Below are 14,716 nucleotides of genomic sequence, written 5' to 3'. Positions count from 1 at the left end.
AAGGGTGAGCGGCTTGGCGTATGGCTATTCTCTTGAGTGCGGTCATCGGGATACCGCTCTATATCGCCTTTTTTAGCGGAACTGGATTTACTCGGCCATAGAAAGAAAAAGAGCATCCATGCCACGCCGTTCGATCCTGTCCGCCGCCGAGCGTGACAACCTGCTGGCATTGCCGGACGCCAAGGAAGAACTGATCCGTCACTACACGTTCAGCGACACCGACCTGTCCATCATCCGGCAGAGGCGCGGTCCGGCCAACCGGCTGGGCTTCGCCGTGCAGCTCTGCTACCTGCGCTTTCCTGGTGTCATCCTTGGCGTCGATGAGCCACCGTTTTCGCCCTTGTTGAAGCTGGTCGCCGACCAGCTCAAGGTCAGCATCGAAAGCTGGGACGAGTACGGCCAGCGGGAACAGACACGGCGCGAGCACCTGGTCGAGCTGCAAACGGTGTTGGGCTTCCAGCCCTTCACGATGAGCCACTACCGGCAGGCCGTCCAGTGGCTGACCGAGCTGGCAATGCAAACCGACAAGGGCGTCGTGCTGGCCAGCGCCTTGGTTGATCATCTGCGGCGGCAGTCGGTCATTCTGCCTGCCATCAACGCCGTCGAACGAGCGACCGCCGAAGCGATTACCCGCGCCAACCGGCGCATCTACGATGCCCTGGCCGAACCGCTATCGGACGCGCATCGCCGCCGCCTCGACGATCTGCTCAAACGCCGGGACAACGGCAAGACGACCTGGTTGGCTTGGCTGCGCCAGTCACCGGCCAAGCCGAATTCGCGGCACATGCTCGAACACATCGAACGCCTCAAGGCGTGGCAGGCGCTCGACCTGCCTTCGGGCATCGAGCGCTTGGTTCACCAGAATCGGCTGCTCAAGATCGCCCGCGAGGGCGGTCAGATGACGCCCGCGGACCTGGCCAAGTTCGAGGCGCAGCGCCGCTACGCGACCCTAGTGGCGCTCGCCATCGAGGGCATGGCCACCGTCACCGACGAAATCATCGACCTGCATGACCGCATCCTGGGCAAGCTGTTCAACGCCGCCAAGAACAAGCATCAGCAGCAGTTCCAGGCGTCCGGCAAGGCGATCAACGCCAAGGTGCGGCTGTTCGGGCGCATCGGTCAGGCGCTGATCGAGGCCAAGCAAGCAGGCCGCGATCCGTTCGCCGCCATCGAGGCCGTCATGTCCTGGGATGCCTTCGCCGAGAGCGTCACCGAAGCGCAGAAGCTCGCGCAGCCCGAGGACTTCGATTTCTTGCACCGCATCGGCGAGAGCTACGCCACGCTGCGCCGCTACGCGCCGGAATTTCTCGGCGTACTCAAGCTGCGGGCCGCGCCTGCCGCCAAGGACGTACTCGACGCCATTGAGGTGCTGCGCGGCATGAACAGCGACAACGCCCGCAAGGTGCCTGCCGACGCGCCGACCGACTTCATCAAGCCGCGCTGGCAGAAGCTGGTGATGACCGACGCCGGCATCGACCGGCGTTACTACGAGTTGTGCGCGTTGTCGGAGATGAAGAACGCGCTGCGCTCAGGCGACATCTGGGTGCAAGGCTCCCGCCAGTTCAAGGACTTCGAGGACTACCTGGTGCCGCCCGCGAAATTCGCCAGCCTCAAGCAGGCCAGCGAATTGCCGCTGGCCGTGACCACCGACTGCGACCAGTACCTGAACGACCGGCTGACGCTGCTGGAAACACAGCTTGCCACCGTCAACCGCATGGCGCTGGCCAACGAGCTGCCGGACGCCATCATCACGGAGTCGGGCCTGAAGATCACGCCGCTCGACGCGGCAGTGCCCGATACCGCGCAGGCCCTGATCGACCAGACCGCAATGGTCCTGCCGCACGTCAAGATCACCGAATTGCTGCTGGAGGTGGACGAATGGACGGGCTTCACCCGGCACTTCGCGCACCTGAAATCGGGCGACCTGGCCAAGGACAAGAACCTGCTGCTGACCACGATCCTCGCCGACGCGATCAACCTGGGCCTGACCAAGATGGCAGAGTCCTGCCCCGGCACAACCTACGCCAAGCTGGCCTGGCTGCAAGCCTGGCACATCCGCGACCAAACCTACGGGGCGGCGCTGGCCGAGCTGGTCAACGCGCAGTTCCGGCATCCCTTCGCCGAGCACTGGGGCGACGGCACCACATCATCCTCGGACGGCCAGAACTTCCGCACCGGCAGCAAGGCCGAAAGCACCGGCCACATCAACCCGAAATACGGCAGCAGCCCAGGGCGGACGTTCTACACCCACATTTCTGACCAGTACGCGCCATTCCACACCAAGGTCGTGAACGTCGGCGTGCGCGATTCAACCTACGTGCTCGACGGGCGCTGTACCACGAATCCGACCTGCGCATCGAGGAGCACTACACCGACACAGCGGGCTTCACCGATCACGTCTTCGCCCTGATGCACCTTTTGGGCTTCCGCTTCGCCCCGCGCATCCGCGACCTGGGCGACACCAAGCTCTACATCCCGAAGGGCGATGCCGCCTATGACGCGCTGAAGCCCATGATCGGCGGCCCGCTCAACATCAAGCACGTCCGCGCCCATTGGGACGAAATTTTGCGGCTGGCCACCTCGATCAAGCAGGGCACGGTGACCGCCTCATTGATGCTGCGGAAACTCGGCAGCTACCCGCGCCAGAACGGCCTGGCCGTGGCTCTGCGTGAGCTGGGCCGCATCGAGCGCACGCTGTTCATCCTGGACTGGCTGCAAAGCGTCGAGCTGCGTCGCCGCGTGCATGCCGGGCTGAACAAAGGCGAGGCGCGCAACGCGCTGGCTCGCGCCGTGTTCTTCAACCGCCTGGGCGAAATCCGTGACCGCAGCTTCGAGCAGCAGCGCTACCGGGCCAGCGGCCTCAACCTGGTGACGGCAGCCATCGTGCTGTGGAACACGGTTTATCTGGAACGGGCCGCGAATGCCCTGCGTGGCCACGGCAAGTCCGTTGATGACTCTCTATTGCAGTATCTGTCGCCGCTGGGTTGGGAGCACATCAACCTGACTGGCGATTACCTCTGGCGCAGCAACGCCAAGATCGGCGCGGGCAAGTTCAGGCCGCTACGGCCGCTGCAACCAGCTTAACGTGCTTTATTTTCCGTTTTCTGAGACGACCCCAAGGACAACGACGATCAGGGGTAGCCGTGCGGCCGCTGCGCAGGCCGGCTTCAATCCGCGGATGGGGCCGACTCTGCCAGCTTGGCTTCGGTCAGAGTCATCAAGTGGGCGGAACTGCATTTCAGCGCACGGGCGATCTTGAGGATGAGGGGGAGCGTGGGGACATGCTCGCCGCGCTCGATCTTGCCCATGTGAGACCGCTCGATGCCGGCCATGTGAGCCAGCGTTTCCTGAGCGATACCCTGGTTGGTTCTCTCTTCCCGCACGGCAGCCCCAAACGCGATGGCTGGTTCCGCTTCGTAGGTAGTGGTGCCGGTGGGGCGGCCCCTTTGGATCGAACGCTTTGGCATTGCCAAGAGCGTCGAACACGGTCACGATTTAAACCACGTTAAACTTAACTCATTCAACGGCTTCGAGATCAGTTGCCACGAGTTCACCGCCTGGGGGGAGCTGGACGTGGAATCGAGTGACATCACCGCCGAAATTCGCATGGCCGTCCTCGGCGAATGGGTGCCTCCCCAGCTCGCCGACGTGCTCGCCCTGCAGCGTACCGAAGAGCCGGAGACTCATGCCGTCCTGGCCGGCTGGACAGATCCCGGTCGAGGCGCGGAGCTGCCGGGCGACGGCTTCGACTTCGCCTTGTCTGCGGTTGCCCGGCAGTGGCCTGGCTGGGTATGCGAGCCGCTGTGGCATGACACGCTGGCGGTCGCCGTGGCCAAGCGCTCCCACCTGCTGGCCTACCGTGAAGTACCGTGCCAGGAAGTGCTCAAGCAGCCGTTGATCTGCTCGCAGTCCACGGCCGATGAACCATGGCGCATGACCGTGCAGCGCGTGTTCGAGAACGCGCTGCAAGAGCGAGAGCAAACGGTGGAGACATTCGATGTGGCGATGACGCTGGTTGCCGCCGGGTACGGGATCGCCATTGCGCCTGCCGCGAGACTGGCGAGCTACCTACGCCGAGGCATCGCCGTGCGGCCGCTGGCCGGCGCACCAACGATCGTGATGGCTTACCTGCTCCGCCGCGATGCTTCCTTGTCGGACACCCAGGCAAGATTCGCCCGCCGCGCGCGCTTGGTGTCCTGACAGATACGCCGGGATCGCGGTTTCGCCACGATCCCGCATTCCTGCTGCTAGGCGACCCCGACTCGCGGCGGGGTCCATTCGCTTTCCTTCACGGCTGTGCTCACTGCCATGACGAGCTTGTCGAGATTGCTGGCCGTCACGCCCTCCAGTGCCGAACGCCCCCGCAGCATCGAGCGCGGCTGCAGCAGTGCATGGTAGATCTGCCAAGGGTCGGCACCCCTGGTCAGCTTGAGGACGGACTGGATCAGCTCGTGCTTGAGTGGGTCGAGGTGCCAGTCCGGCACCCGCTGGCCGCGGTTGCCCACGTTCAACGCCAGCAAGTTGCCCGCCTTGATCTCGTAGCTGATCCACCTGCGGGACTTGCCCGCCATCTTCGCAAACGCAGCGACGGGAAGGTTGTGCGGCGCCTCGAAGACATCGAACAGCTCCATCCTCTCGCGCTGAATGTCCGAAGGCACCAGCGGCGCGGCCGATCGAGGGGGCGGAACCGCCGGCAGCCGATGTGCGGCGGCAGAAACCAACGGCATGGCGTCGCCGGGCTTCGTCACGAGCAGGATTGGCGAAGCGGCAACCGGCGTGGAGGGTGCGCTTGCGGTTTGCTCATTCGGGAACGCGGGAACGCCTTCCAGATGCACGGTGAGCGGCATGCTGGCCGCCTCGACCTGGTTCTGCTCGAAGAGGTCGAGCCGATCGGCCCAGTCCTGCATCATGCGGCGACGCTGCTCCACGTACTGGGCATGGTTGTAGGTCGCGCTGACCTTGTTGGGATCGACATGCGAGAGCTGTGCATCCACCCAGACCTTCGGGTAGCCGATCTCGTTGAGCGCAGTGGACATCGTGCCGCGGATACCGTGTCCGGTCAGGCGTTCCTGATAGCCCATGCGCTTGAGGGCACCATTGAGCGTGTTCTCGCTGATGCGCTTCTTCAAGTCGCTGTCGTGCCGGAACAGGTGGCGCTGGGCCGGCTTGAACTCATCCAGCAGGTGCCGGACGATCTCCATGGCCTGAATCGACAGCGGCACGATGTAGGGCGGGATGTCCTTCGCCTGCTGCCGCTTCTTGCGCATATCCAACTGGAGTTGCTTCACGACGTCGGGCGGGATGATCCACAACCCACGGTCCAGATCGAATTGATCCGGCGTCGCCTGTCGCAGCTCTCCGGTTCGCACGCCGGTCAGCAGCAATAGCCGCAGCCCGAGCTGGGTCTGCCGCCTGCCGCGATAGCTGCGCAGCCGCTGCAACAGCTTCGGCAGCTCGGCCATGCGCAGGAACGGGTTGTGGTTGACGGGTGGCAGCGGCAGCGCCACCACATCGAGATCGGAGGCAGGGTTCTGCTCCAGGCCCGGCACGATCACCAGCGCGTAGCGGAACAGTTGGTTGAACCACGTCCTGACTTTCTCGGCGACGGAGAGCGCCCTGCGCTTCTCGATCTTGGCGATCACCTCCAAGAGGTCGGGACGCTTGATCTCATAGATCGACCGCTTGCCCAAGGCGGGCAGCACATCCTTGTCGAAGATGCGCGGAAGTATCGAGAGGGTCGTCTGCCGGCCTTCCTTGAGGCTGAGCCCGCGATGCTTGAGCCACTTGCGATACACCGCCTCGAAGGTGTTTTCGTCGGCGAGCCGGACAGCGGTGCGCTTCTGCTTGCGGTGAACGCGAGGATTGGTGCCTTTGGCCAGCAGGGCGCGCGCTTCGTCGCGCAGGCTGCGGGCCTCGCGAAGCGTCACCTCCGGATAGGTGCCGAGCGACATCCGCTTCTGCTTGCCCGCCCAGTAGTAGCGGAAGTGCCAAGTCCTGCCCCCTGCAGCCGTGACGGCCAGGGAGAGGCCATCCAAGTCAGGGAGGGTGTATGCCTTGCCAGTTGCCTTGGCCTGTCGAACGGCCAGGTCTGAGAGTGCCATGCTCTTGCTCCTGAACATGAGTCAGGAACCAGATGCTGGTCACGTCGACCTCGCCCCTCCATCAACAATCCGGAATCAGCCGCGCCCGCAAAAATGGACTTGTTTGTGGACTTAAAAGTCCCGGCTGTAGATGGATCGCAGTGGACCGCGGCAGAACGTCAAAGAGAGGAAAAGTCCTTGTGTGGCAACGACTTGCAGACTCTCTTGGACCTCTGCGGAAGTCCGCAGAATGATGCAGTGGAGCGGGCGAAGGGAATCACCCACGGCAACCAACCAATTGATTAATAAAGATTTTTTCTGGTTACCCAAGCCAGAAATGGCCTCTAAGCTTACCACCTCGGCCCTCTTGATGAAAGGCGTACATCCACCGCCGTCTGCTGGCGGCTACCGACAGCCACTGCGATCAGGAAGTGACCGATTTTGCGATCTGCAGTGCCCTTCGCTCGAATCGCTCGGAAACAGAGTTCGCTTGTCCCTGGGGTCTATGCAGGTGCGTCACGATCTCGTAGGGGCCGTCGTCCAGCGCTCGCATGCTGATTCCCCATCCATGGGCGTGCTTGATGCGCGATTGCGCGGATAGCCCGACACCGTAGCCGGCAGAAACCCATAGCGCCATCAGCTCGAAGGAAGTCACGTACTGAAGATTTTGCTGGTCAGCAGGCAGGTGCGAGAGCAGCCGATGATCCAGCAGTGAACACGTCTCAGCCCGCCAGCGAAAGATCGGGTAGTCCTGTAGATCGGCGATGGTGAGCGATGCCTGATCCAGCAAGGGAAACCGCAGCGGCATCGCAACGGCCATGTGCTCAATCCACAAGGGCTGGGTTTGGATGGCCGGATCGCTCGACCCTTGAAGCGACAGCCCTACGTCATAGCGGCCTTCACGGAGTCCATCAAGCAACTCGTCACCAGCAACCTCAAAGAACGCGATGCTGACCTCGGGTTCTTCGGCACGTTGCAGCGCGAGTAGCACCGAAAGCTGCGATGACGATACGCCTGGCGCTATCGCAAGCCTGAGGTGGGCGGGTTGGCTGGTGAGGTTGTCCATGGAGAACCCACAGAAGCGACGAAGCGGGTCAAGGGAAAACCAGCATCATAGTAAAGAGAGAACTTTAACGTCTATATGTTTAACGTGGTTAATTTAAGAGGTTTGTTTGACGCTTCTGTCGATGCAGAAGCTTACTATTCAGCCAGGTCGTCCACCTGGCACACCCACCTATGAATCCGAACCAGCATTAGCTTTCGGGCGGGCCGTGCGTGCCGCTCGCGTCGCGCAAGGCGTCGCTCAAGACGACTTTGCATTTCAGGCTGGAATATCGCGTTCGCACATGGGCAAGATCGAGCGCGGGGAGCATGTGCCTACGCTTCCCCTGATACTGAAAATTGCTACCGCGCTCGGGATCAGCGCCAGCGAGTTGATGGCGGCGACTGAAAAAAACCTCAACTCTGGCAGTGAGCTGCAAGGCTCGCCATAAGCGGCCGCGAACTTCAGTTACGGCCCTTGCCGCCGCATCAATCGCCCGAGTGCTCGCGCAGGCGCGCAATGAACCGCTCCGCCGACACCGGCAAATCCTCGCTGACGGGCCGCAGCAAGTAGGTTGTGATGACTGCGGAATCCATGGCCAGGGGGCGGATCACCACATCGGGGCGCAGGCTCGCCGCGATCCTGGTTGCCCTGATGAAGTCAACGCCGTAGCCTGCACCGACCAGGGTGAGCATCATGTCCAGCGAGGACACGTGCTCGGCGATGTCGGGATCACGCTCCAGCGGTCGCAGGAGCCGCGCCAGTTCACGGTAGTAGCCTTCGTATACCTGTGGGTCGCATAAGACCAGTGGGTAGCTCGCAAGCTGATGCAGCGGAACGGCCTTGTGTGAAAGCAAGGGGTGCCGGGCGGGCACCGCGACCACCAGCGAGTCGTGCCAGAGTGGCTCGGTCAGGATGTCATCGCCGACCTCCGCCGTGTGCGCAAACCCGATCGAGAAGTCGCCCGAGCGCAACCCGCGCAACTGCTCGGCCAGCGGCACTTCGGACAGGCGAATCTCGATCTCCGGCTCCTCCTCGCGGCAGCGGGCCAGGAGGGCCGACAGCCGGGGATCGATTGCGCCGTCGGACACTGCAATGCGAAGGCTTCCGCTCAGGCCCGCCGCGACCGCCTGAGCGTTCTCCTGAGCCTGCTTCAGCGCGGCGAACACCCTGCGCACGTCTTGCAGGAAAGTTGCGCCCGCCTCGGTAAGCACCGTACCTCGGCGGTTGCGCACGAAGAGCACCACGCCCAGATCGCCCTCAAGCTCCTTGATGGCGCGGGACAAGGGTGGCTGTTCGATATGAAGGCGCTCGGCGGCCCGTGTGAAGTGCAGCTCCTCTGCGAGAGCCACAAAGCAGCGAAGGTGTCGCAGTTCCATGGGCCATGCTCCTGTTCCATATCAAGGATCTATTCGCACCAGTTTTCGTCCGCGATGGCCTGCTGGATGCACCCCATTCCACGCCGTTCCTGGTGCGCTCCGCTGGGCTGATTGCCTACTCGTCCACGTCAGATCACTCATTTGCGCCTCAAAAAATGGTTATCATAATGCGGCGCACTAGCAAACCAGCTTGGATTTATAGACGTCTTTTCAAGCAGCTCATATACTTTCTGCAGAAATCTGCATAAGCATTCGCTAACCCGAACGAGCCAACCAAGATGCCCCACGAACAGCTTGCCGATCTAACCCAGCCACAGCGTGACCGGCTCGCGTTCGTGGAGTTGCGCGTGCGCTTCATTGGGGAGATGCGCCGCCAGGACTTGGTCGCGCGGTTTGGTATCCAGTCCGCTGCTGCGTCCAGGGACCTGGCGCTGTACAAGGAAATCGCCCCCGGCAACATCGACTACGACGGCAAAGGCAAGTTCTACGTCCTCGGCCCGAGCTTCCAGCCGATCTTCGATTTCCCGCCCGAGCGGGTGTTGTCGTGGCTGACGCAGGGTTTTGGCGACGGTGAACCGATGCGCATCAAAGCCTGGGTGGCCAGCGAGAGCCCGTCCCGGCTCACCCACCCTGACCTGGACATCCTGGCGAGCGTGACTCGTGCCATCCACTACGAATGCCCGATGGGGATCGAGTACCACTCCATCTCCAGTGGCCGCACCGTGCGGGAGATCGTCCCGTTCGCGCTGATCGACAACGGCCTGCGTTGGCACGTCCGCGCCTTCGACCGCAAATCGCAGGAATTCCGGGATTTCGTCATCACCCGGATCAAGCGTCCCGTGGTGCGCAAGGGGCAGCTCGTGGCGCCCCACGAGATGAGCGATCAGGACATTCAATGGACACGGATCGTCGAACTTGAGCTGGTTCCTCACCCGGATCAGCCCCGGCCAGAAATCACTGAAATGGACTACGGCATGCGAGGCGGCGTGTTGCACATGAAACTGCGTGCCGCCACCGCCGGATACATCCTGCGCAAATGGAGTGTGGACTGCTCCCCCGACCATAGCCTGCGCGGCCCTGAGTACCGGCTTTGGTTGAAGGACCACCTCGCCATCTACGGCGTGCGCAATGCAGTGCTGGCGCCGGGGTATGCATCGCCGAGTGCAGAAACGTCGATTGCTGACTGAACGGAAACGACCATGAAGCTGATCCAAAACACCGGAACACAGCGCGTCATCGACTTGATGCAGCCCCACCTCAAGCACGGCAACCGACTCGACTGTGTAACGCCTTCGTTCTCTCTCTACGCCTTTGCAGAAATCCGGGAGGCGTTGTCTGCTCTGGATCGAGTTCAATTGATCGTGCCTCCTGACAACGAGGCACTTGAACTCTTGGGTACGGAGAGCGACCGCGCTGCACGCAATCGTCTGCAGGCACGCTGGTTGGCCAATCAATGCGCGAAATGGATCACAGAGAAAGTGGCGCTTCGGCGGGCATCAAAAGGGGTGCCACAGGGAGCTGCCGTTATGCGCGGGCCGGACGGGGCTCCTGCGCAAGTGATTCTGGGTTCTTTTGCCTTCAACACGTCTGGCCTTGGCCTGACGCCGGGCAACCCTCTGAACCTGATTCAGGCATCAGAAACGGTCGACGAAGCCGCGCAGCTCGCCCAATGGTTTGATCACCAGTGGGCAGGCTTGCATGGTGCTGATGCCACCGACTCCAAAGGCCAGCGCAACGAGAGCGAGTCCATCCTTGAAGCACTGCAGGCGCTGGGTGAGCACCGCGATCCCTTCACCATCTACACCTTGATGCTGCACCGCCTGTTTCAGGACAGCGGTGACGAGATGGACGAGGAGCGCATCGTCAAGTCCGCCACCGGCATCCGCAATACCGTGGTGTGGAAAAAGCTCTTCAAGTTCCAGCGCGACGGTGTGGTGGGTGCCATCGACAAGCTGAACCGCTTTGGCGGCTGCATCATCGCCGACAGCGTGGGTCTGGGCAAAACCTTCGGAGCCCTGGCCATCATCAAGTATCACGAACTGCGCAACGACCGCGTGCTGGTGCTGGCGCCCAAGCGCCTGCGCGACAACTGGACGCTCTACAAGGCCAACAACAAGCGCAACATCCTTGCGGCTGATCGGTTCAACTACGACGTGCTCAACCACACCGACCTGTCGCGCGATGGCGGGGTGTCTGGTGACATCGACCTGTCACATGTGAACTGGGGCAACTACGACCTGGTAGTGATCGACGAGTCGCACAACTTCCGCAACAAGGCCACACACAAGGGCAAGGAATCGCGCTACGACCGCCTGATGCGACGCATCATCCGCGAAGGCGTCAAGACCCGCGTGCTCATGCTCTCGGCCACGCCGGTCAACAACCGTCTGGCCGACCTGCGCAACCAGATTGCCTTTGTCACCGAAGGCGATGACGCCGCTCTGCTGGAGCATGGCATCGCCAGTATCGAGGCCACGACCCGCAAGGCGCAGGCGCAATTCAATCGCTGGCTGGCGTTGGACGAAGCTGAAAAGACCCCCAGCCAGTTGGTGGAAATGCTGGGGTTTGACTACTTCACCCTGTTGGATCATCTCACCATTGCCCGCTCCAGGCGGCATGTGGAGAAGTACTACGGCACCAGCGAGACCGGCCGCTTCCCCGACCGACTGCCGCCCATCAACATCAAGGCCGACGTGGACCTTGCGGGCGAATTCCGTGCCATCCGCGACATCAATCAGGAAATCCGCCGACTCACGCTCGCCAGCTACGCGCCGCTGCGCTATGTGCTGCCCCACAAGCAGGCCGCCTACGACGCCAAGTACAGCACCCAGGTGCGTGGCGGCGAAAGTTGCTTCCGTCAGGCGGATCGGGGTATACGGATTTAATGGTTGATGGGGCACCTTCACCCCATCAATCTGATACCACCCTCAGATGGTTGATAGATGGGGTCGCCTCAGAAAACGGAAAATAAAGCACGCTAAGCCGGTTGCAGCGGTCGTAGCGGCCTGAACTTGCCCGCGCCGATCTTGGCGCTGCTGCGCCAGAGGTAATCGCCGGTGAGGTTGATGTGCTCCCAACCGAGCGGCGACAGGTACTGCAACAGCGCGTCATCAACGGCATGGCCGTTGCCACGCAGCGCGTGCGCAGCCCGTTCCAGATAGACCGTGTTCCACAACACGACGGCAGCCGTTACCAGATTGAGGCCGCTAGCCCGGTAGCGCTGCTGCTCGAAACTGCGGTCGCGGATTTCACCCAGGCGGTTGAAAAACACTGCCCTGGCCAGCGCATTGCGCGCCTCGCCCTTGTTCAGGCCGGCATGCACGCGGCGGCGCAGTTCCACGCTTTGCAGCCAGTCCAGGATGAACAGCGTGCGCTCGATGCGGCCCAGCTCGCGGAGCGCCACGGCCAGGCCGTTCTGGCGTGGGTAGCTGCCGAGCTTTCGGAGCATCAGGGAGGCCGTCACCGTGCCCTGCTTGATCGAGGTGGCCAGCCGCAGGATTTCGTCCCAATGGGCGCGGACGTGCTTGATGTTGAGCGTGCCGCCGATCATGGGTTTCAGCGCGTCATAGGCGGCGTCGCCCTTCGGGATGTAGAGCTTGGTGTCGCCCAGGTCGCGGATGCGCGGCGCGAAGCGGAAGCCCAGGAGGTGCATCAGGGCGAAGACGTGATCGGTGAAGCCCGCCGTGTCGGTGTAATGCTCCTCGATCCGCAAGTCGGACTCGTGGTACAGCAGGCCGTCGAGCACGTAGGTCGAATCGCGCACGCCGACGTTCACGACCTTGGTGTGAAATGGCGCGTACTGGTCAGAAATGTGGGTGTAGAACGTCCGCCCTGGGCTGCTCCCGTATTTCGGGTTGATGTGGCCGGTGCTCTCGGCCTTGCTGCCCGTGCGGAAGTTCTGGCCGTCCGACGATGATGTGGTGCCGTCGCCCCAATGCTCGGCGAAGGGATGCCGGAACTGCGCGTTGACCAGATCGGCCAGCGCTGCCCCGTAGGTTTCGTCGCGGATGTGCCAGGCTTGCAGCCAAGCCAGCTTGGCGTAGGTCGTGCCGGGGCAGGACTCCGCCATCTTGGTCAGGCCCAGGTTGATCGCGTCGGCCAGGATCGTGGTCAGCAACAGATTCTTGTCCTTGGCCAGGTCGCCCGATTTCAGGTGCGTGAAGTGCCGGGTGAAGCCCGTCCATTCGTCCACCTCCAGTAGTAGTTCGGTGATCTTGACGTGCGGCAGGATCATCGCCGCTGAAACCGGCCTGGAGCCCCATACAGTCAGTGACGGCGAGCGCGTCAGCGGCGTCTACCGTCGCAGCGTGATGCTGGCCAGCGGGCGTTTTGCGATGCTCGATGATGGCAAGGGTTTCAGCCTGGTGCCCTGGAAGGCGGTGATTGAGCAACGGCTAGGTAGCACCCTCGCAGCGACTGTCCGTGCGGGACATGTGACCTGGGAAATCGGGAGGCAACGTGGCCCCACAGTTTCATAAGGCGAGTCGGTCCCCTCGGTACGGTGGCGATGCTGGGCGCTGAAATGTGTTGCCGCTTTTCCCCGGTTCTTGGTAACATGACGAAATTGTGCATACTTTTATCAGACATAGGCTCATGGTGGTGGCGTTGCTGCTTGCAACGTTCGTTGCCATATCTGTGGCTGACATGTTTCTGTGTGCATCCGAGAGCGTAGATGCTCACTATGTCATGGCGGATTCTCACGATGAGAGTGTGGATAGCCAGAGCAATGGTTCCGACTCAGACAGTGGTCATGACGCCTGTAGCCATGGGCATTGTCACCATATCTACGCTCACATTCCCCCGGGCACGGCCCCCAAAACCGAGTCCCTCAATTCGACGCATCAGTGGCCAGCCAGTGATGCCCTTGCGTCTCGCACTCCTGACGGGTTGATGCGCCCACCCAAAGCCTGACGACTCCCGGCTGCACCCTTCGTGCGGCCGTTTCGTCAACTCATTCAGCTTTGGGAGTTTCCTCATGTTCACGTCGTTCAGTCGACCGCAGTGGGCGGTTGGCTTTGCTGTGGCTGTTACAGCGGTCTTATTCGCATTACCTTCTCGGGCCGAGCCGGCTCCGCCCTATGAAGCATTGATCGAGAGCCTCGATCGCATCCCCATCACGGTTGAAGCGGAGGCGTTGCTCGACGCTGCCAATGCGCGCGCGCAACAGGCGCGGGCTTTGCCCAATCCCTCTGTCTCCGTGGAAACCGAAAACGTTTACGGTCGCGGTCGCTTTTCCGGCTACGACGCTGCGGAATCAACATTCTCCATCAATCAGCCATTGGAGCTGTGGGGCCAGCGAGGCGCACGTATCGGTGCCGCACAGGCGGAAGCTAAGGTCGCGGCGCTGCGGCGTGATCAAACACGGTGGACGGTCGCTGGCAGTCTTGCGCTGATCTATTCCGAAGCGGAAGCGGCTTCCCTGCAATATGAACTGGCTGTCGAGGCGCTGGAACTGACGGAAGCGGACGCGAACGCAGTCATGCTGCTGATCGAAGAAGGTCGGGAACCCTCACTGCGCGGCATCCAGGCGAACAGTGAAGTTGAATCTGCCCGTGCTGCAGTGGACGAAGCGCGGGCGAACCGCGATGCCGCATTTGCCAGACTGACTGCTGCCGCGATGCTGGTCCAGCCAGTGACCGCCATCGAACCCAGTCTATTGAACCGCTCCCCTGATGCCTCCTTTCAGGCCATGGGCAATCCTCTCACCGTTCAGATTGCCGAGGCAGAACTGGAGGCCGCGAATAAATCGGTGAGTGTCGAGCGGTTGCGTGCGCGTCCTGCGGTAAGCGCGTCGCTTGGTGTGCGGAGGTTCCAGGAATACGACACGGAGGCATTCACCTTCGGCATCAATGTATCTCTCCCCTTGTTCGACAGAAACAAGGGCGCGATCAGTGCTGCCCGTGCAGAGGAACATGCCGCAGCAGCCAGGTTGACCACAGCAAAGCTGCAAACCCAGGCGAATCGCAGTGCTGCCCAAGCCCGTCTTGATGCGTCCATTACCCGCATACGTGCTGCCGACAAAGGCGTTGCTTCGGCGGAGGAAGCCTACCAACTCGCGCGTGCGGGGTTCGACGCCGGGCGTATCTCGCAACTGGAGCTGCGCAGTATCCGATCGGCTCTGATCAGTGCACGCAATACGGCCGTCAATGCGCGGTTAGCGCGCGTCCGCGCGGAAGTTGAACTCGCAGGCCTTGATGGCCGCGCTCCATTCTGAG

9 protein-coding genes and 3 pseudogenes are annotated in these 14,716 nt (G+C 62.1%); 7 read left to right on the top strand and 5 right to left on the bottom strand.

What is annotated here, in order from left to right; translation table 11 throughout:
• Positions 1 to 118: 118 nt before the first annotated feature.
• Positions 119 to 3,084 (top strand): annotated as a pseudogene (locus tag P5703_RS15425) (Tn3 family transposase).
• 83 nt (positions 3,085 to 3,167) lie between these two features.
• On the opposite strand, the gene P5703_RS15420 reads toward P5703_RS15425, so the two are convergent.
• Positions 3,168 to 3,467, bottom strand: a complete 300-nt coding sequence (locus tag P5703_RS15420) for a helix-turn-helix domain-containing protein (protein ID WP_003282197.1) — start codon at positions 3,465 to 3,467, stop codon at positions 3,168 to 3,170.
• A 106-nt stretch (positions 3,468 to 3,573) separates the two neighbouring features.
• On the opposite strand from P5703_RS15420, the gene P5703_RS15415 reads away from it, so the two are divergent.
• Positions 3,574 to 4,200, top strand: a complete 627-nt coding sequence (locus P5703_RS15415; RefSeq protein WP_041771671.1) for a LysR substrate-binding domain-containing protein — start codon at positions 3,574 to 3,576, stop codon at positions 4,198 to 4,200.
• A 47-nt stretch (positions 4,201 to 4,247) separates the two neighbouring features.
• Here the strand turns inward: P5703_RS15415 and P5703_RS15410 are convergent, their stop codons facing one another.
• Together P5703_RS15410 and P5703_RS15405 are read right to left on the bottom strand one after the other, a co-directional pair.
• On the bottom strand, positions 4,248 to 6,101 hold the full coding sequence (locus P5703_RS15410) for a tyrosine-type recombinase/integrase (protein ID WP_285587911.1): 1,854 nt from the start codon (positions 6,099 to 6,101) through the stop codon (positions 4,248 to 4,250).
• Positions 6,102 to 6,504: 403 nt separating this feature from the next.
• Positions 6,505 to 7,146, bottom strand: a complete 642-nt coding sequence (locus P5703_RS15405; protein WP_034079873.1) for a substrate-binding domain-containing protein — start codon at positions 7,144 to 7,146, stop codon at positions 6,505 to 6,507.
• Between the two features lie 106 nt (positions 7,147 to 7,252).
• On the opposite strand from P5703_RS15405, the gene P5703_RS15400 reads away from it, so the two are divergent.
• Complete coding sequence (locus P5703_RS15400) at positions 7,253 to 7,573, top strand: helix-turn-helix domain-containing protein (RefSeq protein WP_012206013.1); 321 nt, start codon at positions 7,253 to 7,255, stop codon at positions 7,571 to 7,573.
• 37 nt (positions 7,574 to 7,610) lie between these two features.
• On the opposite strand, the gene P5703_RS15395 is transcribed toward P5703_RS15400, so the two are convergent.
• Positions 7,611 to 8,501, bottom strand: coding sequence for a LysR family transcriptional regulator (locus P5703_RS15395; protein ID WP_279641652.1), 891 nt, complete (start codon positions 8,499 to 8,501; stop codon positions 7,611 to 7,613).
• Positions 8,502 to 8,779: 278 nt separating this feature from the next.
• Here P5703_RS15395 and P5703_RS15390 point away from each other — a divergent pair, with 278 nt between their 5' ends.
• Positions 8,780 to 9,688, top strand: a complete 909-nt coding sequence (locus P5703_RS15390; RefSeq protein WP_014596073.1) for a WYL domain-containing transcriptional regulator — start codon at positions 8,780 to 8,782, stop codon at positions 9,686 to 9,688.
• Positions 9,689 to 9,700: 12 nt separating this feature from the next.
• Entirely contained in the window at positions 9,701 to 11,386 is a 1,686-nt protein-coding gene (locus tag P5703_RS15385) for a DEAD/DEAH box helicase family protein (RefSeq protein ID WP_279641653.1), read from the top strand.
• A gap of 92 nt (positions 11,387 to 11,478) precedes the next feature.
• Here the strand turns inward: P5703_RS15385 and P5703_RS15380 are convergent.
• Positions 11,479 to 12,738 (bottom strand): annotated as a pseudogene (locus tag P5703_RS15380) (Tn3 family transposase); the annotation flags it as partial.
• Here P5703_RS15380 and P5703_RS15375 point away from each other — a divergent pair.
• Together P5703_RS15375 and P5703_RS15370 are read left to right on the top strand one after the other, a co-directional pair.
• A pseudogene (locus P5703_RS15375) lies at positions 12,734 to 12,979 on the top strand (DUF3363 domain-containing protein); the annotation flags it as partial. The pseudogenes P5703_RS15380 and P5703_RS15375 sit on opposite strands and share 5 nt — an antisense overlap.
• A 497-nt stretch (positions 12,980 to 13,476) precedes the next feature.
• Positions 13,477 to 14,715, top strand: a complete 1,239-nt coding sequence (locus P5703_RS15370; RefSeq protein WP_014596076.1) for a TolC family protein — start codon at positions 13,477 to 13,479, stop codon at positions 14,713 to 14,715.
• The last annotated feature ends 1 nt before the right edge of the window (position 14,716 follow it).

Source organism: Stutzerimonas sp. FeSN7 (assembly GCF_030263795.1).
Lineage (GTDB): Bacteria > Pseudomonadota > Gammaproteobacteria > Pseudomonadales > Pseudomonadaceae > Stutzerimonas > Stutzerimonas stutzeri.
The sequence above is the reverse complement of the archived record's forward strand: the minus strand, read 5'-3'. Positions and strand labels throughout refer to the sequence as shown.

Coding starts and splice junctions, on each gene's coding strand:
- P5703_RS15420 (WP_003282197.1), bottom strand. CDS start 3,467: ATGCCAAAGCGTTCGATCCAAAGGGGCCGCCCCACCGGCACCACTACC.
- P5703_RS15390 (WP_014596073.1), top strand. CDS start 8,780: ATGCCCCACGAACAGCTTGCCGATCTAACCCAGCCACAGCGTGACCGG.
- P5703_RS15370 (WP_014596076.1), top strand. CDS start 13,477: ATGTTCACGTCGTTCAGTCGACCGCAGTGGGCGGTTGGCTTTGCTGTG.
- P5703_RS15405 (WP_034079873.1), bottom strand. CDS start 7,146: ATGGACAACCTCACCAGCCAACCCGCCCACCTCAGGCTTGCGATAGCG.
- P5703_RS15385 (WP_279641653.1), top strand. CDS start 9,701: ATGAAGCTGATCCAAAACACCGGAACACAGCGCGTCATCGACTTGATG.
- P5703_RS15410 (WP_285587911.1), bottom strand. CDS start 6,101: ATGGCACTCTCAGACCTGGCCGTTCGACAGGCCAAGGCAACTGGCAAG.
- P5703_RS15395 (WP_279641652.1), bottom strand. CDS start 8,501: ATGGAACTGCGACACCTTCGCTGCTTTGTGGCTCTCGCAGAGGAGCTG.